At 48.5% G+C, this 21710-nt stretch carries 10 protein-coding genes; 3 read left to right on the top strand and 7 right to left on the bottom strand.

The features are described 5' to 3' along the window. Nucleotides 1-25: 25 nt before the first annotated feature. Complete coding sequence (locus tag H6541_11975) at nt 26-1021, bottom strand: type IX secretion system membrane protein PorP/SprF (protein MCB9016508.1); 996 nt, start codon at nt 1019-1021, stop codon at nt 26-28. Between the two features lie 440 nt (nt 1022-1461). Between H6541_11975 and porU (H6541_11970) the strand changes: the two genes are divergently transcribed. The 3 genes from porU (H6541_11970) (at nt 1462) to H6541_11960 (ending at nt 9690) form a co-directional block, all read left to right on the top strand. Next, nucleotides 1462-5277 carry a type IX secretion system sortase PorU gene (porU, locus tag H6541_11970; protein ID MCB9016507.1) on the top strand — a complete coding sequence of 1272 codons (3816 nt, stop codon included), beginning with the start codon at nt 1462-1464 and terminating at the stop codon, nt 5275-5277. Between the two features lie 28 nt (nt 5278-5305). Continuing rightward, entirely contained in the window at nt 5306-9121 is a 3816-nt protein-coding gene (gene porU / locus H6541_11965) for a type IX secretion system sortase PorU (GenBank protein ID MCB9016506.1), read from the top strand. A 104-nt stretch (nt 9122-9225) separates the two neighbouring features. Beyond that, a complete protein-coding gene (locus H6541_11960; GenBank protein MCB9016505.1) occupies nt 9226-9690 on the top strand; it encodes a DinB family protein in 465 nt (154 codons plus the stop codon). A 96-nt stretch (nt 9691-9786) separates the two neighbouring features. On the opposite strand, the gene H6541_11955 is transcribed toward H6541_11960, so the two are convergent. The 6 genes from H6541_11955 to H6541_11930 all read right to left on the bottom strand — a co-directional run bounded on the left by H6541_11955 (nt 9787) and on the right by H6541_11930 (nt 21518). Further along, the gene (locus H6541_11955) at nt 9787-11388 is read right to left on the bottom strand and encodes a hypothetical protein (protein MCB9016504.1); all 1602 of its coding nucleotides are present in this window, start codon (nt 11386-11388) and stop codon (nt 9787-9789) included. An 844-nt stretch (nt 11389-12232) separates the two neighbouring features. Next, a complete protein-coding gene (locus H6541_11950; protein ID MCB9016503.1) occupies nt 12233-13447 on the bottom strand; it encodes an ATP-binding protein in 1215 nt (404 codons plus the stop codon). Nucleotides 13448-13825: 378 nt separating this feature from the next. Continuing rightward, nucleotides 13826-15727, bottom strand: coding sequence for a polysaccharide biosynthesis protein (locus H6541_11945; GenBank protein MCB9016502.1), 1902 nt, complete (start codon nt 15725-15727; stop codon nt 13826-13828). A gap of 1822 nt (nt 15728-17549) precedes the next feature. Then, nucleotides 17550-18281, bottom strand: a complete 732-nt coding sequence (locus tag H6541_11940) for a hypothetical protein (GenBank protein MCB9016501.1) — start codon at nt 18279-18281, stop codon at nt 17550-17552. A gap of 549 nt (nt 18282-18830) precedes the next feature. After that, nucleotides 18831-20012: a DegT/DnrJ/EryC1/StrS family aminotransferase gene (locus H6541_11935; protein MCB9016500.1), complete on the bottom strand. Its 1182-nt coding sequence runs from the start codon at nt 20010-20012 to the stop codon at nt 18831-18833. Nucleotides 20013-20915: 903 nt separating this feature from the next. After that, nucleotides 20916-21518, bottom strand: a complete 603-nt coding sequence (locus H6541_11930) for an archaeosortase/exosortase family protein (protein ID MCB9016499.1) — start codon at nt 21516-21518, stop codon at nt 20916-20918. Nucleotides 21519-21710: the final 192 nt, after the last annotated feature.

Raw genomic sequence — 21710 nt, 5'->3', positions numbered from 1 at the left:
TTTATTGTTTATTGATTTATATTAACTAAAAACGGGGGCATTTTATTGCCCTTTGTTTAATGGTTTTTTGACCACAGTCAAATTGCCATGCAAATGACACCTCGTGAGCACCACCTGTAATATTGGTTAATCGCGAAACTGTGTAATCGTAACTGTATCCGATTTTAAATTTTTCATGCTGAAAGCCCACCAATGCAATTACGGCGTCGGGATTTTCGAAGTTATGCCTGAACCAGCCTCCGATAACGAAGGGGTATACATTTAAATACAAACCTAGGTTCAGCTGATGAAACTGCCCTTGCTGCTGATACATAATATTGGGGGAGATACTTAAATCTTCCACATCGCCCGAGCGGATTCCGTCGCGCATATCAATAAGGGCTCCGGCATGTACCGTCATTTTCATATCCAATTTGCTGGCTCCGTTACTGTAAAATGAGTTATCGGGCTGTGTAAGATGATTCACGGCCACACCTCCATACACTCTTTCACGGTAACCCAAAAGCAGGCCGGCCGAAAAATCAACAAGGCCAAGGCTGAGCCGGTCTGGCGGGGTTTCACTGGTTGGAGGCAGGTTATTGGCTGTTCCGTCCCAGTTATTCAGCTGGTCAGCAAATATCAATTTGCCCCAGTTCAGTTTATTCTGCATATAGGTGGCTTCAATCCCTGCATTCATGGTAACCAGTTTGCTCAGATTAACCCTGTAAGAGTACATTCCGCTTACCGATGTATTGGTAAGGATACCATCAGCCATATTTTCGCTCATCACCATCAGGCCTACACCACCCGAAACGGCATCTACAAAACGGTCGAAGCCCACCGCATAGGTCACAAAATTTCCGGGGATGGATGGCCATTGATTGCGGTAGTTGAGGGTGAGCCTGGGACATATCTTTGAACCGGCCAGCGCAGGGTTCAGGTACATGGGATTACCATAATACTGTGAGAAGGATGCATCCTGTGCACGCACAAAACAAACAAGCGATATCAGTAGCAGTACCAGGCTAATCTTAAGCTTCATGTAAAAGGATTTTAAGCAGCCAATATTACGAATATTTTTTATTTCAGGTTGTATCCCTGCAAAAGTCAGTCAATTATTTTTCAACAACCAACCACTTTTACATACCTTGCCGTCACTTACCGGTTTACTAAACAACAACTTGCCTAAACACTGCATGTTAAAATCCCGATAGATGCAGGCTTATCAACCTCAAACAAAAAACAGATTATTGCGCTTCAAAAGTTATTATAAATTGTAATTTAACTGCAATAACGATAAAATGCCGCCGTTATTATACAGCTAAGAATACCGGAGAATCTGATATCCATGGGCAAAGATACAATATTTGAACCTATTGTGTGTTATTTATGTTGATATTTCTGAATTAGTCCGTTTTACTGTTTGCTTTTTTACCTTGCTTCCGGTTATTTTGCCGGCTGTAATCCATAATACTGATCAATATGATGTCTGAAAACAGACCCTACAGCATATTTTGCACCGCTATTTTGGCCATTCTTTTTTCAGGCGCGGGACAGGCTTTTGCCCAGCAGCCTCTTGTGCTGAAATGGTTACCGCCCTACGTTCAAACAAACAGCGATGGCTCCACTCAAACCTGGCTCCACTGCGAAGGATGTTATACCGATGCCTCTACCGGTCTTCCCATGTACAGCTATACCGAAGCGGCTAATCATGAAATACAGCAGGCCAGCCTTTTACAAGCGGTATACCAGCCACTGAGCGAAACCGAAACCAGGGCACTGCCCATAGCAGCCGGCAGCCTTCCCGAAATGATTGTTCCTGTTACAGAAACAGTTTACGACAGAGGTGAAGCCCGGGCAAGCATTTCTTTTGTACCGCTCAGAAAAAATCCGGTCACCGGCCTGATTGAAAAACTTGTTTCGTGCAAAATCAACATCCTTTACAGCAGTGAGCGCTTGCTGAAATCAGGCGACGCCCCCACTTATGCTACGGCTTCGGTGCTCAGCACCGGCGACTGGTACAGACTGGCTATTGAAAAAGATGGCATTTACCAGCTCACTTACAACGATTTGGCAGCGATGGGCATGAATGTGCAGGGCCTCAGCTCTTCGCAATTAAGGGTGCATGGCTACGGGGGCGGCATGCTGCCCGAAAGAGCCGGCGATGTCAGATACGACGATATCCCCGAATTATCTGTGATGGTCAGCGATGGTGGCGACGGACAATTTGATGCCGGCGACTACCTCCTTTTTTACGCCAAAGGCCCCCGTAAATGGAGTTTTGATGCACAGGCCGATATCTTCAAACATGAAGATCATCTTTATTCAGAAAAGTCCTATTATTTTGTCACCTCCGGCTCACCAGGGCAGAGCGGTAAACGTATGCAGGAATTCCCGCAACCAGTCAGCAGCAATCCGGCTGTAATTAATACCTATAACTGGTATGATGCTTACGAGCCCAATGAGTACAGCCTGATTATTTCGGGCAAGGAATGGTATGGCGACGTTTTTGACGTGATTGATTCGCGCAAATATGATTTCAGCAATTTTGACGCCGACCTCAGCGCCCCGGTTAATGTAAGGCTGAGTGTAGCTGCACGTTCAGCAGTAGCCAGCAGTTTTACCCTTACAGGCGCCGGACAAACCTTTACCCGATCTGTTTCGGCTATTTCATCCCAGTCGAACACCGCCTTTGCTGTGGCCGGCAACGATATTTTCACCATTGGCCAACCATCCCTTCCACTTGAGTTTACACTCAGGTACAACCAAACCACAGGCTCATCCAAAGGATGGCTAAACTTTATAGAAGTCAATGCCACGGGCAAACTGAACTTTCCGGGCGGACAATTTGGCTTCAGGCGCACCGGGCAGCAGGGAGTGGTTGAATACCACATAGGCCAGGTAAACAGCAGCGTGCAGCTGTGGGATGTGACCGACCCGCTGAATACAGGTTATATTCAGGCTTCAGCAGTTTCGGGGAATCTGAAATTTAAAGCCTTAGCCGACGAGCTGCGCGAATACACCCTTTGTGAAGCCGGAGCTTACTATAAGCCTGTTTTTGTTGAAAAAACAGCCAATCAGAACCTGCATGGCCTGCAACCTTACACCATGATTATTGTGACCCATCCGTTGTTTGCCGACCAGGCCGAACGGCTGGCCACTTTCCATGCGCAGCACGACAATATGAGTGTGCTGGTGGTACAACCCCAGACCATATATAATGAATTCAGCTCGGGCACACAGGACATCAGCGCCATCAGGGATTTTGTAAAAATGATGTGGCACCGCTCAGGCCCCGGCAGCCAGCCCCGCTATCTGCTGCTGTTTGGCGATGCCTCCTACGACCCCATGGAACGCATCAGCGGAAACAGCAACTTTATCCCTGTTTTTCAGTCGGTGGAGTCGCTGCACCCGGTCAATTCCTATGCTACCGACGACTTTTTCGGCTGTATTGACGACAACGAAGGCGGACAATCGTCGGATGTGCTTGACATCGGCGTAGGACGCCTGCCTGTTCAAACTCATGAAGAAGCGGTAATGGCAGTTGATAAAATGATACATTACGCCACCGCCACCGACAAAGTGAATGGCGACTGGCGCAATATAATTGCCTTTGTGGCCGATGATGAGGATGGCAACGACCACATGGAACAGGCCGACATGATAGCCACCATGATTGACACCACCTACAGGAATTACAATATTGATAAGATATATTTCGACGCTTACGAACAGATTTCCACCCCCGGCGGACAGCGTATCCCCGATGCCACACGGGCCATCAATCAGCGGCTCGACAAGGGCGCCCTTATTGTGAACTACACCGGGCACGGTGGTGAGGTTGGCTGGGCGCATGAGCGGGTGCTTGAAACCAGCGACATCAACAACTGGAGCAACTACGACCGCCTGCCGGTATTTATGACCGCCACCTGCGAGTTCAGCCGTTTTGACGATCCGCTCAGGGTTTCGGCCGGCGAGCTGGTATTTCTCAACCCCAAAGGCGGGGGCATTGCCCTGTTTACCACCGCACGCCCTACCTTTGGCATTCCCAACTTCAGCCTGGCACGCAGCTTCTACAACATTGCCCTGAGCCCGCTCAATGGCGAAATGCCGCGCCTGGGCGACCTTATCCGCATCTCTAAAAGAGTATCGGGCACCGACAACAACAGCAAAAAGTTTGTACTGCTGGGCGATCCTGCTTTAAAAATGGCTTATCCGCAATACAAAGTCATCACCAGCAGCATCAACGGCTTTGAAATCAGCAAGACTGCCGACACCCTGAAAGCACTCAGCGAAATTACCATCACCGGCCTCATTGCCGATGAAAACAACAACCCATTAAACCAATTTAACGGTGAGGTGAGTGTGATTGTTTTTGACAAGGAAAGCAGCATCAAAACCTTTGGCTCTGACGGCTCATCGCCTATGACCTTCGGACTTCGCCGCAGCATCATATACAAGGGCAAGGTAAAGGTAGAAAACGGAGGTTTCACCGCTTCATTTATTGTACCCCTCGACATTTCCTATCAATACGGACAGGGCAAAATAAGCTATTACGCCACCGATGGCGTGACAGATGCGGCCGGTTATTACGACAACCTGGTGGTAGGAGGCTTCAGCCAGAAACAGATTGAAGACCACAATGGCCCGCAGATTGATTTGTATATGAACGACGAAAACTTCCGCAGTGGCGGCTTTACCGATGAAAACCCCGTTATGCTGGCCTACCTGCACGACGAAAGCGGCATCAACACCATCGGGAACAGCATCGGACATGATATTGTGGCTATCCTCGACGAGCAAACCGACAGCCCTTATATCCTGAACGACTCTTACCTGTCGGACCTCAACACTTACAAAAGCGGGGTCATCACCTTCCCGTTTCACAATCTGTCGCCGGGGCTTCATACCCTGAGGCTGAAAGTGTGGGACGTAAACAACAATTCATCAGAAGCATCCACCACCTTTGTGGTAGCCAGTTCCGACGAATTGCTGCTTGAAAACCTGATGGCATGGCCCAACCCCATGCGCGACAAAACCACCTTTGCTTTTGACCACAACCAGGCCGGACAGGAGCTTGATGCGCAACTCGATATTTATTCTCTGGCCGGAAACAGGGTTGCAAGCCTGAACAAGCATATCTTTGCATCAGGATTCCGTACCATCCTGTTTGACTGGGACGGTCGCGGAAGCGATGGTCATTTACTTACGTCAGGCTTTTACATCGGCAGGCTTAAAATCAGCACTTCTGCCGGACTTCAGGCTGATAAATCTGTTAAAATTTTGATTACCCGTTAGATATCAACTACACAACTCATCCATGAAAATGCGCTATTCAATTTTTGCACTATTATTCAGTTTTATTACCTCTGTTACATTTGCCCAGATACAGCAAAAGGTAAATCTTAACTGGGGAGCTCCGGCTGCGCTTGCCATGGGCAACGATTCCGCTGTAAAAGCGCCCTCGTTTGCCGGTGCGCAATTCAACGGGCTTCCCGAAAACATACTGCCGTCCTATTTTCAGCGCATGGCGCTGCCTGCCGGCGTTAAAACTGCCGAAGTGCGCATTGACCAAATAGTATATACCCCGTTAACCGCCACCGATCGCCTGCTGCTGGGCACTACCCCCATTCCACAGGAAGCAGTGCCTGCCGTGCAGGTTATGCTTGAGCGGGGTAAACCTCAGGCTGTTTTCACCCTTACACCTTTCGGCACCGACCCTGCAACCGGCCAGCTTTCCAAAATTGCATCCTTTACCTTTTATATAGATTATACCGCCCAAACAGCCAACCTGAAAACCGAACATACCTATGCATCCAATTCAGTACTTGCATCGGGCGACTGGTATAAAGTCTATATCAGGGAATCGGGAATTTACAAAGTAACTTATGACGATTTGCGCAACCTGGGCATCAATATGACCGGGCTGAACCCTGATATGATTCGTGTTTTTGGCAATGGTGGAAATGTGCTGAGCGAATCGGCCGGCGCCGACAGAATTGACGACCTGGCCGAAAATGCCATCAAAGTGGTAACAGCTAATGCAGGCGTATTTGCACCCGGCGACTATTTTCTGTTTTACGGCAAGGGAACCATCAAGTGGACTTTGAACCCGCTGATTGTCAGGCTCGATCACACCAAGCATTACTATGCCGACGATGCCTGCTATTTTATCACCATTGGCCCCGAGCCCGGCAAAAGAATTCAGCAGGCCACCCCGCCAGCCGAAGCAGCCAATTACACTTCATCCTCCTATTCTGACAGAACCGTGTATGAAGAAGACAATCTGAACCTGATAAAGAGTGGCCGCAAATGGTACACCAGCAAGTTTGATTATTACACGCGTACACTCAATTTACCGGTTTATGAATTTCCCGACATGGATTTGTCGCAACCAGTCCAAATCCGTTATGGGTTTGCAGGCCGGGCCACTTCGCAATTATCCTACAATCTGCTTATCAACGGCGAAACCGTAACCACCAACACGATGGCCGGCATCCCTTCGGGTTCAAACAATTATGCCCGCGAACTATACACCTCGGCATCATACACAGCCACTTCAAACACGCTGAATGTTCAGGTAAAATTTAACCCGCCCAACAATACAGCCCTGTTATGGCTCGACTATATTGCCCTGAACGTGCGCTGCAACCTGCGCTTTAAAGGCGGGCAAATGGCTTTTGCCGATCCTCGTTCGGCCGGCCCCGGTAAGATTACCGGTTTTACCATGACCAATGCCTCCGACAACACCGAAATATGGGATGTAACCGATTTTACCAATGTAAGCATGGTGCCTGTGGTTAAAAACGGCGATCAGTTTACGTTTAAGGTAGCGACCCCTGTGTTGAAAGAATTTGTGGCATTTGACGGCACCTCATTTATGCAGGTTACACCCGGCGAAAAAGTAGCCAATCAAAACCTGCATGCCACCGGCAACTACGATTTGATTATCATTGCGCCCCCTGTATTTGCCGATGAAGCCCAACGCCTGGCCATGCTGCACAACAACAAGGGCGACATATCGGCCACCGTTATTTCGCTGCCCGAAATTTACAATGAATTCTCATCAGGCATTCAGGACATTACGGCCATCCGCGACTTTATGAAGATGCTGTACGACCGTGGCATGGAACAGGGCAAACCTCAGTATATGCTGATGTTTGGCAATGCTTCATACGATGTGAAAGACCGCATTACCGGCAATTCCAACTTTGTGCCGACCTACCAGAGCGACAACTCCATCAGTCTGGTCAACTCTTTCCTTTCCGATGATTATTTCGGACTGCTTGACGACGGCGAAGGCACCAACGATGTAAGCGGGCTGGTAGATGTGGCTTCGGGCCGTTTCCCGGTAAGGACAGTCGAACAGGCCAAAACAGTTGTTGACAAAATTGAGCATTATCTCAACAATCCCGCTGCCACACAGGGCGACTGGCGCAATACACTGCTGATAATTGCCGACGACGAAAACAAAAACCTGCACCTCGACCAGGCCGAAGGTCTTATCAACGGAAGCGGAAGAATGTTTCCGGTGTATAATATTGAAAAAATATATTTTGATGCCTATAAGCAAATTTCAACACCCGGTGGAAGCCGCTACCCCGATGTAAACCGCGAAATTGTTACGCGCGTTGAGAAGGGAGCATTGATTACCAATTATGTAGGACACGGTGGTGAGGTAGGCTGGGCCGACGAAAGGGTGCTGGAGATTCAGGACATACAGAACTGGACCAACTACGATCGCATGGGGATGTTTTTTACCGCTACCTGCGAGTTTTCGCGCTTCGACAACCCCGCCCATACTTCGGCCGGCGAGCTTGTTTTTCTGAATCCAAAGGGCGGTGCCATGTCGATGATTACCACTACCCGACTGGCCTTTGCTTCGTATAATGCAGCCATTAATCTCAGTTTTATTGATACCGTACTGAAATCAAAAGAAGGAGTTTATCCCAAGCTGGGCGATGTATTGCGCTATACCAAAAACGACAACCAGCTTTCGCCCAACAACCGGCACATCACCCTGTTTGGCGACCCGTCTATCAGCCTGCCCTATCCCAAACATCAGGTAGCAACCACTTCGGTAAATATCATGGCCAATGGCCAACCCTCCGACACCCTGTATGCCAACAGCAAAGTAACTGTCCAGGGCGAAGTACGCGGAGCCAACGATCAGGTTATTCACGACTTCAACGGCACCATCTATATCAAGGTGTACGATAAACCCTCGAAAGTGCGCACCCTGGGACAGGATAACGAAAGTTACGCGGTAGATTTTATGGTGCAGAAGAGCATCATCTATCAGGGCAAAGCTTCGGTAAACAATGGTTTGTTCACCTTTACCTTCCCGGTGCCACGCGACATTGACTATAGTTTTGGCAGGGGCAAAATAAGCTATTATGCCACCAATGGCACCGAAGATGCCCACGGATATTACAGCAATATTATCATCGGCGGCTCGGTAGCCCCTGACGATCCCGACCAGGAAGGGCCGCAAATCAGCCTGTTTGTCAACGATACCTCTTTTGTTGACGGTGACTTTACCAACGAAAACCCCAAACTGATTGCCCATCTTTTCGACAAGGACGGCATCAATACCGTAGGCAATGGCATCGGACACGACATTGTGGCTACCATCGACGGCGACAGCTATTCGTCGGTTGTGCTCAACGATTACTATGTAGCCAACCTTGACAGTTACCAGGGCGGTGTGGTCAATTACCAGTACTTCAACCTTTCTGATGGTGAGCACACCCTTACCCTGAAGGCATGGGACGTGTTTAACAACTCGGCAAGTGCCAGTATCACATTCAATGTAAAACGCAATATTCAACTGTCGGTTGATGAAGTAAAAGCTGCCCCCAACCCTTCATCGGGCGATGTGTGGTTCTCATTCGGCCACAACCAGTTTGACGGGGTGTTTACGGTGGATATGGAAATTTACGCCCTGTCGGGCATGCTGGTCAGAACCATAGGGCCGCTCACTGTTACCTCAGAAGGCTATATGGCCGGAAATATTAAATGGGACGGCAGAACGGCAGGCGGCGAAGTGGCACGCAACGGACTGTATCTGTGCAAACTGAGAGTACGCGACCGCAACAACAACACCACCAGCAATACGGTGAAGGTTATTCTTGCCCGGTAAGATAAGCGCGCAAGCGTCAGGATTAAAGTTAAGCCTTGAGGTTATGCCTTGAGGCCGGGCTGCATGCAAAACGAAACCGTATCACAGTCTAAAGGCGGGTTAAAATGGATTTTTCAAATGTTACAAACAGAATTCTCATGTACGTGGATACATGGGAGCAGAAACTGATTGATTTACCTGTTGATACAATTACAAACAAGAGAAATAAACAAAACAGAACCATCAAACAGATTCTCGGACATCTGATTGATTCTGCTGCCAACAATCATCAACGTATGATTCGATTGCAGTATAATGATAAACTTGACTTCCCCGATTATCAGCAAGATAACGACCTGTGGATTGCCCTGCAGGATTATCAGCATGCCGACTGGAACACCACGATTCAGCTGTGGAAATATTATAATTTGCACATGATACAGGTGATAAAATCGGTCGACAAAACTAAACTTGACAATTCGTGGCAAAGTTTCGGGAACATCAGCGTAACTCTTCGGCAAATGATTGAGGGATATTCAGAACATATGGAGTTGCATTTTAACGAGATTCAGGAATTAACTGACCAGTAGAATCATGATGGCAGATACACCCAAACCGCTATCATCACACACGAAGCGCTGTAATCATTCGTTTCAAAAACATAAGTCCTCCACCCTCATCATCTTCTACCAATCGTAATACTGATTAAACAAGGCGGAGCGCAAGCCAAACCACACCAGCATTTCCGACTTACCGGCTACGGCATTGTTTAGTGAACGTGCGGTAATACCAGCCCTAATCTGCAGGTTGGTTGCGGGATTCACCAGCCACGAAACATTCAAATCATGCTGAATAAGTGTAGTTTTCAGCCCCTGCCCTATTTCGTTGCCAAACTCATTTACATAGGTGTAATAGGATTTATAAATGTCCTTGCCGAAATTCAGCTCCGCGGTATCGGCGCCATAGGTACAGTACACCAGCTTATAGCCCACCTGCCAGCGTTGCAGCCTGTAGGAGGCCAGCAGGTTACCCTCGCGAAAGTTGGCGCCCTGCGGATGTGCCAGAGGCTGATTGTAGTGCCCGTAATTTTGCAGCGATTCGTTGTGGGCATAGGTGTAGGGGCGCACATGGTTGTATTCGGCCTGCACAAACAAATGGGGCACGTTGAACAAATCCCAGGCTTTGGCACCCAGCTGAAAACCATGCTTGTTGGCCCACCAGCCATCGCCCTTTACCACGTGCTCCAGCTTAAACTCATCGAGCAACAGCTGGGCATACAACATATACTTTTTGCGGATGGTAAAACGCACACTTCCTCCCAGCAGCGCATTGTCGGGCGAACCCAGCGAAAACTCCACCGGCCGGTAAAAAATCACCGGATTGAGGTAATTGACATCGAAGCCGCGCTGACCGGTACTGTCGGCTGCTTTCCATACTATGGCTTCGAAAAACGATACATTGAACCAGGGCGTTACATTCCAGCTCAGGTGGTGCATGGTGGCATATTTCTTATTCCAGGGTGTCCACGATCCGCCGCCGGCAGGCCTGCTCAGGTCCTGAAACTGAGCATACAGGTTGGTGTACTGAATGTGCCAGATGTTGGTATTGATCATGAGGTAAGGATAGTTGAAGGCTGCATCGGACAGAAAAAGCGAGCGATAACCGTCGCCGATAAAGTTTTTGCCATGCCCGAACCTGAAGTTGAAATACTTTGAAGGCGCCCAGTTGATATGGCCTTCGGCAAAGGCATAGTCGAAGCCCTTACCCTCCTGAAAAGGCTTGTAATAAGCTTGTCCGGGCACTACTGCCAGCTGGCGCGAAACACTGTCGACCCAGGTGGGAAACACGGCCTGGCTTTCGTAAAAAGCGGTATGAAATGAAAAATCGCGGCCAATGGTACCATCGGCCCTGAAGCCACGTGTATTTACCCAGGTGTTGCGGTCGCGCGAGGTTTGCCGCCCCGCCTCAAAGTTTACCAGCGGGTCGAGTCTCAGGCTAAAGTCATTGGTATTGACCTTAATCAGCGATTCGCTTAAAAGTTTTCGGCCAACCCAGGTTGACGGAAACCTGCCCTGCAGGGGTTTTATATCGGCGTAAAGCCGGCTGGTGGCCGAATCATGGGCCGTGTATGGCCAAACAGAGTGCAGTGTTCCACTGCTGAGCAGTGCCTGTTCGGTTTGCAACCTGAGGCCCTGTTCAAAATATAGTGCCTGTGGCTGCGCCTTCAGCGTTAAGCCAGTGATGGTTATTACAAAGAGCAGGAAAAAACGGGGTAGATTTTGATTCATATCAAACAGGCTGATTAATACGTAGTGAGATGGGTAAAAATAAATGCAGCTTCAAAAATAACATCTTTTCTCCATTTTGATTCAAAGATTCAATGCGCTGCGCTGATTCAAAGATTCACTCCGAATTATCAGGACGTTCCCCGATAGTATCGGGACATGGATTCATCCCGAAGTCTCGGGACTTTCCCGAAGTCTCGGGACTTTCCCGAAGTCTCGGGACTTTCCCGAAGTCTCGGGACTTTCCCGAAGTCTCGGGACGTTCCCGAATTCTCGGGACGTTCCCGGCTTGCGCGGAGTTACACACAGGTAAAAACAAAAAAAACAGAACCGGGGTATAGCTGAAAGAGAAAAGCAAAGCGGCGCCAAACGATGAACGGTCAACGATAAACGCCAAACAATGAACGCTAAACGCCGAACGCCAAACGCCAAACGCTAAACGCCGAACGCGCGAACGAATAACGCCAAACGCCGAACGATGAACGCAAAACGATAAACGCCAAACGCTGAACGCTAAACGATGAACGATAAACGCCAAACGCCGAACGATGAACGCAAAACGATAAACGCCAAACGCTGAACGCTAAACGATGAACGATAAACGCCAAACGCCGAACGCGCGAACGCTAAACGCCCAACGCTCCTGCCACGATTTAAGATTTGTAAAACGATGTGGATTTTTTGATGGGCTCAGTTGAATCTGCTGCGTTCATCACATCCCACCTCGGGGGTTAAGAGAAATACTACACAGCCTGCCACAATTACCGCGAAGGTAAACATAGAAATTACCGGGGTTTTAAAGCTTGCGGATGACACATAATGATGAAGCAAAAAGTAAACAACAGAACTACCATTTATCGGAGAGCAAAAAGTCAGCAATATATAAATGCTTTACCCCTTCAATTGAATCTCTCCAGAAATCATCCATCGTGACCACATATTTGGGATACTGATCATCCACTGATAAAAGAGGCGCAAACTCCCGTTCAAGGGTTTGTTTATTTTCCAGCTTATAAGCCACCTGTATATAAATCTTTTCGCCCTGCCTTTCGGCAATAAAGTCTATCTCTTTGTTATCCAGCTTTCCTATATATACCTGGTATCCTCTCCTTTTTAACTCCAGAAAAACAACATTCTCCAATATGCCCGCAATCATCCGATCTCTGAAACCCATTGTTGCATAAATCAGTGAAACGTCGCTTGCATAAAACTTTTCCTGTGTTTTCAGTATTTCCCTGCCTTTGATATCATAACGCGGAACACGATATAAGATAAACGCCCCTTCAAGCGCATACAGATAGTTGTAAATGGTGTTGATGTCCGTTTTGCGTTGTTGATTTTTGAAATAATCGGCCACATTTTTGCCCGAAAATGTGTTCCCGATATTGTCAAATGCATAGCGAATCACACGCTCAAGCAATTCCACCTCCCTTATTTTGTAACGCTGAACAGTGTCGCGCAATATAACCGAAGAATATATATCCCTGACTACTTTGTATGCTGTTTCTTCGTCGTAGTTTACCGTATGTATGACCGGGAAACCTCCTTTGCGAAGATAGGTTGTAAAAGAGTTGGCTTGGATCTGCTCTTCAGGAAAGTAGTGCTTTCTGAAGTTCAGATATTCACGGTAGGAAAGTGTAAATACCGGAATTTCAACATACCGGCCTGCCAGATATGTGGCCAGTTCGGAGGAGAGTAAATGAGAATTGGAACCGGTAATATAGATATCTGTATCGAAATCGGCCAAAAAAGAGTTGACAGCCTTTTCCCATCCAATTACTTCCTGAACTTCGTCCAGTATCAGATAGTATTTTTGACCCTGCTGTATTTTTCCCCTTATATATTCATACAGTTTCTGTGCTGTGGTAAACTCAGAGAAGGCAAAACTTTCAAAATTTACCGAAATAATGCGCTCTGCACTAACTCCGGCTTTCAACAACTCTTCTTTCAACAATTGTAAAACTGTTGATTTACCCGATCGCCTGATGCCGGTTATGATCTTTATTTGCGGCTTGTTGATGAATGGCTTAAGCTGCTCTGTGTATATGGGGCGTGCAATCATTTTTTTAGGAGTATAACCACAAATATAATAAATATTCGCATGTTTTTAGGGTTATAAACATAAAAAGCTAAGCTCCGCTGCGCCCGGTTGGATGATTTATTTTTTTACTGCGGTTTTTCAGCCGGAATTTTCTCTGATTTGTTGAACGCTGAACGCTAAACGCGCGAACGCCAAACGCCAAACGCCGAACGCCAAACGCCGAACGCTAAACACCGAACGCTGAACGCCAAACGATGAACGCCAAACGCTGAACACCGAACGCGCGAACGCCAAACGCCAAACGCTAAACAATGAACGATAAACGATAAACGCTGAACGCCGAACGCCAAACGCTAAACGCCAAACGATGAACGCGCGAACGCGCGAACGCCCCGTTATTTACGCTGTACGGTCGAGTAACTGATATTCAGAATTATTGCTGCGGAATTCAGGTACGATGCGCTTGAGTTGCGCCACCACCTCTACCCTGTCGTAGGTATTGAACGAATCTTCCAAATCGAGAAACATGGCATCTACCTCATAAGGCGGATAATGCCGCACCTGCGCTATGGTGATTTTCTTGTTGTGCGTGGGCAGGTTGTTTTCACCATCGTTGAGCAGCTCTTCATACAGCTTTTCGCCCGGACGCAAACCGGTGTATTCTATTTTGATGTCTTTGCCCGGCTTAAGTCCCGACAGCCTGATCATATTGATAGCCAAATCGTTAATCTTTACAGGATTGCCCATGTCGAACAAAAATATTTCGCCCCCCATCCCCATGGCACCGGCATCAAATACCAGCGAACAGGCTTCGGGAATGGTCATAAAATAGCGGATTATGTCGGGATGGGTAACCGTTACCGGCCCGCCCTTGGCTATCTGCCGCTCAAACAAGGGGATAACCGAACCGTTCGACCCCAGCACATTGCCAAAACGGGTGGTTATAAAGGCGGTCCGGTTGTCTTTTTTAAGGTTCAAACTCTGAATGTAGATTTCAGCAACCCTTTTGGAAGCCCCCATCACATTGGAAGGGTTAACTGCTTTGTCGGTGGAGATCATCACAAACTTCTGCACCCTGTATTTCGAGGCCGTGTTGGCTACCAGCCTGGTTCCAAACACATTTACACGCACCGCTTCAAACGGGTTTTGCTCCATCAGGGGCACATGCTTGTAGGCTGCTGCATGGTATACCAGGTGTGGTTTGTGAATGCGAAACACGCGCTCAACAGTTTCGGCATTGCTCACATCGCCTATCACAAATTCAAATTTGGAAGCCTGCGACGGGTACGACACCTTGAGCTCCTGCTGCAAATCGTACAAAGGAGATTCAGCCTGATCGAGAAACACCAGGCGGGCGGCGCCCAGCCGGCATAACTGCCGCGACAGTTCGCTGCCAATACTGCCTGCAGCACCGGTTACCAGCACCACTTTATTCCTGATTTCTTCAAGCACAGGTGCTTTGTCGAGCTGAATGGGCTGGCGCTGCAGCAAATCTTCAATCTTTACCTTATTGATCTGTTTGACGGTAAGTTCGCCGTTTATCCAGCTGCCTACCGGCGGAATCTCGCGCACCACCACAGGGGCACGGGCAATCAGATCCTCAATCAGGTTGCGTTTATCATCAGCATCGATGTTCTGTACCGAAAAAATGATGTCTTTTACCTTCAGGTTATTCAGAAAATCTTCGTTGATATCTGAAGGCTTATACACCTTGGCCCCCATCAGTACTTTGCCAATCAACAAAGGGTTTTCATCAATAAAGCCCACCACCTTGAGGGTAGAGTTTTTGTCATTGGAAATTACATTACAGGTGGTAATGCCAGCCTGCCCGGCGCCAAAAATCAAAATGTTTTCGCGGGGTTCGCCACTGCGCGACATCGTCATAAAAAGCAGCTTCACGGCCAAACGTGTAACCAGCAGCATAAACGCCCCTACCATCAGGTATATAATCAGCACCGACAAGGGTATCACAGGATAATAGTCAGTGGGATAAACACTGCTCACCCAGTTTAAAGCCAGGAGCAACACCAATATCAACAAAAAGCTTTTTGCCAGACGCAATACATCTTCAATGCCGGTATGCCTGATGATGCCTGCATAGGGTTTAAATATGAGGAAACTGACAGCTGCTACCAGGGTGCTGCCGATGATATGGTGAAATAAGTTTTCGCGCAAGTCGGGGGTAAGGGCAAAGTTAAAGCGGAGCAAATAAGCCACCACCAGCGCAATAATCAGAAAAATAAGATCTTTAAGAAAGATAACCCTGCGCGAAACAAAACGATGTGAGAAGGATAAAAATATTTTATGTATCATGTGCTGAATCCTGATTTTAATAAGCGACTATCCTATACCTTCAAAAAGGAAACAAAGATACAATTAATGTCAGTTAAAAAGCTTTGTAACTTTTAAAGAATGAGCTATTTTTCAGAAAGATAGGGATTGCCTTATTTTTAATCTTTTTTAAAAACCTGAGTCCGCTTTCTATGGAAAGATGCTTATTTAAAACAGGCAAAACCAATAAGATGGCGCGCCGTGGCCTGAATTGATGTTGAGGTGGTGTATAATTATTTTACTTTCATGGCGGGGTTCCCGTGCAGGAATTGAGGAGCTCTGCTGCTTTCTCCGGCAAAAAAGGCGGGACAGGCGCTGCGCGCGTTCCAAAGGTTCAATCCCGAATACTCGGGACTTTCCCGAATACTCGGGACTTTCCCGAAGTCTCGGGACTTTCCGGTTAACTATCGTCCTCCCATGGCTAAAGCACAATTATACAGAGGTTCACTGAGAAGTTACACAGAGGTTCACTGAGGAGTCACAGAGGCTCACAGAGAAAAAAAACAACAGGAACAGAAGCGAGGTATAGCTGAAAGAGAAAGACAAAGCGACGCTGAACGATGAACGGTTAACGACAAAACGCATGCACATCACCCAACCCAAAGCCACAAATAAACCCGAACCCTGAGCGGACCGGCCTACTAAAAAAGGCGTTAAGAAAACCAGCCGCATGATGAGTGTAAGTTATAAATCATGAGTTTGCGAAATGATTTATTACTTACACCAATCCCGATGGGAAACATTAAACCTCCAACACAGGAAAAACCAGATTCCCTATCGGGAAACGAAAGAAGAAACGCAACCGACGAAGCGTAGCAGCGCTCGGGTAATAAGTGTACAAAAGAGTAAAGCAGAGGAAAAATGAGTCAACCTCGTTTATTTTCTACCAAGATCGCGCGCTGGTTTTTAGCCTTTTTTAGTAAGCCTTGATTTTTTAAGCGCAAACTCTCTTGTTTTTAAAGGTGCGCTTGAAATCGCTCCGCTAGTTGTTACTTTTTGATCAAGCAAAAAGTAAGGCAACCCCCAAGGGGTGAAAAGTAAAAGAAACAGAACCAAAGCCTGGCTGAAAGAGAGAAGATAGCAGGCGATGGACGGTTAAAACGAAAGAACATCACCCAACCCAAAATGTGCGGCAACCCCCAAGGGGTGAAAAACAAAAGATACAGAACTGAGGTATAGCTGAAAGAGAAAAATAAAGCGACGCCAAACGATGAACGGTCAACGATAAACGCCAAACAATGAACGATGAACGATGAACGCCAAACGCCGAACGATAAACGCGCAACGCGCAACGCGCGAACGCCAAACGCTCCTGCCACGATTTAAGATTTGTAAAACGATATGGATTTTTTGATGGGCTCAGTTGAATCTGCTGCGCCCGGGACTTTCCCGAAGTCTCGGGACGTTCCCGAATTCCCGGGACTTCCCCGGCTTGCGCGGAGTTACACGTGCATCCCGGGCATTCGGGAGAGGTTCACTGAGGAGTCACAGAGGCTCACAGAGGTAAAAATAAAGCGACGCCAAACGATGAACGGTCAACGATAAACGCAAAACAATGAACGCTAAACGCCGAACGCCAAACGCCGAACGCTGAACGATGAACGATAAACGCCAAACGCCAAACGCGCAACGCGCAAAGCGCAACGATAAACGCCAAACAATGAACGCTACACGCCGAACGATGAACGATGAACGCGCAACGCGCAACGCCAAACGCTGAACGATGAACGCGCGAACGCGCAAACTGCTTCACCCATAGTGAAGTCAGCAAACTGCTATGCATCAGCTATATTCAGAAAATTTTACGGAGCAGCACCATGGTTTTCTGGGCCCTGAATCCAAGTGTACTGAATGCCTCGTTGATCTCCTCAACATTCAAACCACTGGTAATGGCCTCCACCATACCTGCACCGCGCTTTACGAGGGCATCGATCACCGCCGCTTCCAGCATTGAAGCATAGGCAGGGGTGTTGTGTGTGGGCGCCATAAAACGATAGAAGTAACGCACCGTTTTTTTAGAGGTAAATTCTCCGTTGCGGAAACCGGCCAACTCACCGGTGTGATGATTCACCAACCCGTAAATAAACTCATTGCGGGTGTTGGTGATCGACTTTTTCATATACAGCTCCAGCCTTTTGAGCGAGGTGCCTGCCGGTATCAGCGGATCGCGCGAAAAGCGATCGTCGGCAGGATAGCCCCTGATGATTTCATAAATGGCCGGCAACGATTCCTCATCAAGCAACACGGCTTCATAAGGGAAAAACGAATGAGATCCCATCTGCATGTTCTCTATCCGCAAATCGCGAAACATACGCAACTCCACAAAACGAAATCCCAGATCTTCAAAGGCGTGAATGGTGCTTAAATCGTTGGCTTCACACAAACGGTTCATGTACCAGGGTTGCTCATCGGCTATCAGTTTATCGAGCCCTGCCACATATTCTTCAGGTGTGGTTTCAGCGTCAAGCACCAATACCTTGCGGCCAAACAATTTCGATTCTACCTTGAGTACTGCATATTCCATAGTTTCTGTTTTACGTTAGTCCTAATCTTAATTTGTTGGAACATTTTGATTTAACTGCACGTTCCTGTACACTTGATGTGATGAGTGTGCGGTGTGTAAAGTTAAACTTTTTTTAAAACCAGCCCAAATGTAAAAAATCAACGAACCCGATGCATCCCCGCAGCCTGATAGATACAAGGCGCTTCGCGTTCAAAAAGTTCAATGCCCTGCGGGCGTTCCAAAGGGTTCAATCCCGAATACTCGGGACGTTCCCGAAGTCTCGGGACCTTCCCGGCTTGCGCGAAGTTACACGTGCATCCCGGGCATTCGGGAGAGGTTCACTGAGAAGTCACAGAGGCTCACAGAGGAAAAAATAAAGCGACGCCCAACGCCGAACGGTCAACGATAAACGCCAAACAATGAACGATGAACGCCAAACGCCGAACGCCAAACGCCAAACGCCAAACGCTAAACGCCAAACGCCAAACGCCGAACGATGAACGCGCGAACGCGCAAACGCCAAACGCCAAACGCGCAACGCGCAAACGCCAAACGCGCAACGCGCGAACGCTAAACGCCAAACACCCTATCCAGCACGGCAAAGATCCTTTCAAAATCAGCCTCTGTCAGGTTGGAGCCTGAGGGCAAACACAAGCCCTCGTCAAACAACCGCTCACTGCTGCCATCGCCAAAGAACGGCGACCCCGCAAATACAGGCTGCAAATGCATGGGTTTCCACAAGGGCCGCGTTTCAATATTCTCTGCCTCAAATGCCAGGCGCAGCGTTTCGCGGCTGATGCCCCGGTTGCGCGCCGGATTAAGCGCAATGGCCGTTAGCCAGCGGTTGGAATAGTGCCCCTCCGGCTCGGGCTGCAGATGCACTTCGTATCCGCGGCTGCCCAGGGTGGCAAAGTAATCGCGGTAACGCGCATAGTTGGCCCGGCGTGCTTCTACCCGCTGCGGCAATACCTCCATCTGTCCGCGGCCTACCCCTGCCACTATGTTGCTCATGCGGTAGTTGTATCCTATGTGGCTGTGCTGGTAATGTGGCGCCTGGTCGCGGGCCTGCGTGGCCAGAAACCTCGATTGGGCAATCAGGGCTTCGTCTTCCGACAGCAGGGCACCTCCCCCGCTGGTGGTGATAATCTTATTGCCATTGAAGCTCAACACCCCCAGCCTGCCAAAGGTGCCGCACTTACGGCCGTTGATGGAAGATCCGAGCGCTTCTGCGGCATCTTCCACTACCGGTATCTCATATTTATCGGCTATGGCCATAATCTCCCCCATCATCGAAGGCATCCCGTAAAGGTGCACCGGTATAATGGCTTTGGGCCTGGCTGCCGGCATTTGCTGTCCTTTATAGCTGATTTGGCCCGACATACACGCTTTTATCGCCTGTTCGAGGTGCGCAGGGCTCATATTCCAGGTGGCCGTTTCACTGTCGACAAATACTGGAATGGCTCCCTGGTAGGCAATGGGGTTGGCCGAAGCCGAGAAGGTAAAACTCTGGCAAATCACAAAATCGCCGGGCTTTACACCGAGCAGTACCAGCGCCAGGTGAAGGGCGGCTGTGCCTGCACTCAGGGCTGCAGCATGCGGCGAGCCGGTGTACTGCACCAAATCTTTCTCAAAACCATTTACATTCGGCCCTAAGGGCGATACCCAGTTGGTATCAAATGCTTCGGTAACGTATTTTTGTTCGGCTCCGCCCATATGCGGTGACGATAACCAGATTTTAGCTGTATGGCTCATTTGTATGTTTTTTTTTGACGCGTAGTTGCGTTGATGATATTTCAGGCAGCAAAGGTAGGAAGATTCAAGGATTCAAGGCGCTTCGCGTTCAAAAAGTTCAATGCCCTGCGGGCGTTCCAAAGGTTCAATGCGCTTCGCGCGTTCAAGGGTTCATCCCGAATTCTCGGGACTTTCCCGATAGCTATCGGGACAAGGATTCAACCCCGAATGCTCGGGACTTCCCCGAAGTTTCGGGACTTCCCCGGCTTGCGCGAAGTTACACGGAGGTTCACTGAGGAGTCACAGAGGCTCACAGAGAAAAAAAACAACAGGAACAGAACTGAGGCATAGCTGAAAGAGAAAAGCCAACCAGCGATGAACGATGAACGATAAACGATGAACGATGAACGATAAACGCCCAACGCCGAACGGTCAACGATAAACGCCAAACAATGAACGCGCAACGCGCAACGCACGAACGCCCAACGCTGAACGATGAACGCCGAACGATGAACGATGAACGCTAAACGCCAAACGCCAAACAATGAACGATGAACGCCCAACGCTGAACAATGAACGCCGAACGCCAAACGCTAAACGCCAAACGATAAACGCCAAACAATGAACGATGAACGATGAACGCGCAACGCGCGAACGCCCAACGCTGAACGATGAACGATGAACGCTAAACGCTAAACGCCAAACGCCGAACGGTCAACGATAAACGCCAAACAATGAACGATGAACGCTAAACGCCTAACGCCTAACGGTCAACGATAAACGCCAAACAATGAACGATGAACGCCAAACGCCAAACGCCGAACGCTGAACGCGCAACGCGCAACGCCAAACGCCAAACGCCGAACGCCAAACGCCAAACGCCGAACGCCGAACGGTCAAACGATAAATGTTCACTGTTATCTGTTATCTGTTAACTGTTAACTGTTCACTGTTTCCCCTGTTTTTAAAATATTCCACCCAAACCACCCACATCACAAATATCATAAAGTAAAAAAAGGTTTTAAATATATAGTTATGGAAAAAGGCAAAGTGATGCGGCCATGGTATCAGGGTGAGGGCCAGGCCTGTTACCCGTATCAGGTTAACAAAGTGGATGACTACCACCCCCAGTGGTACATACCACAGCTTGTGCCGCCACGGGCCCGGAAACAGCAGCATCAGCACTATCCAGTGTGTCCACTGCTTCAGACTGGTGCAGCCCGGCTCTACCCCCACATAACCCAATGAACCGTCGCGGCTTGCAACGTATATTGTTTGCCCTTCGGTGCTTATATTTACCCCGAAAATGTGCTGCAATACCCATACACTCTGGTCGAACAGTACCGACGATGCCCATACAAACAGTTGATCGACCTGCGCCCGCACAGGCGGAAATCCGGCCGACGACCACCAGATATAGGTGTAGTGCACAAATATCAGCAACAGGGCAAATATGCCCACATCAAACAGGGGCTGGTAGCGTTTTTGATGGCGCAGCGCCAAAAACCGGCTTACTCTTTCTTTCATCGTTTCGGGGTTTGTGACAAATTTACGGTTTTATGGTTCACCGGCAAGCTGCTGTTAACAACTGCACATGGCGCTGCCCCGCGACCCACAGGCTGCCATGCTGTTCGTTCATATTCTTTTTTGTTGTCCGGCCCGGCTGTCAGGTGGCCGCTTTATTCGTCAATCACCACCCTGTATTCGGGAAAATAGGTG

Source organism: Lentimicrobiaceae bacterium (assembly GCA_020636745.1).
Taxonomy (GTDB): domain Bacteria; phylum Bacteroidota; class Bacteroidia; order Bacteroidales; family Lentimicrobiaceae; genus Lentimicrobium.
Note: the sequence above shows the minus strand (reverse complement) of the source record. Positions and strands in the feature narration are given on the sequence as shown.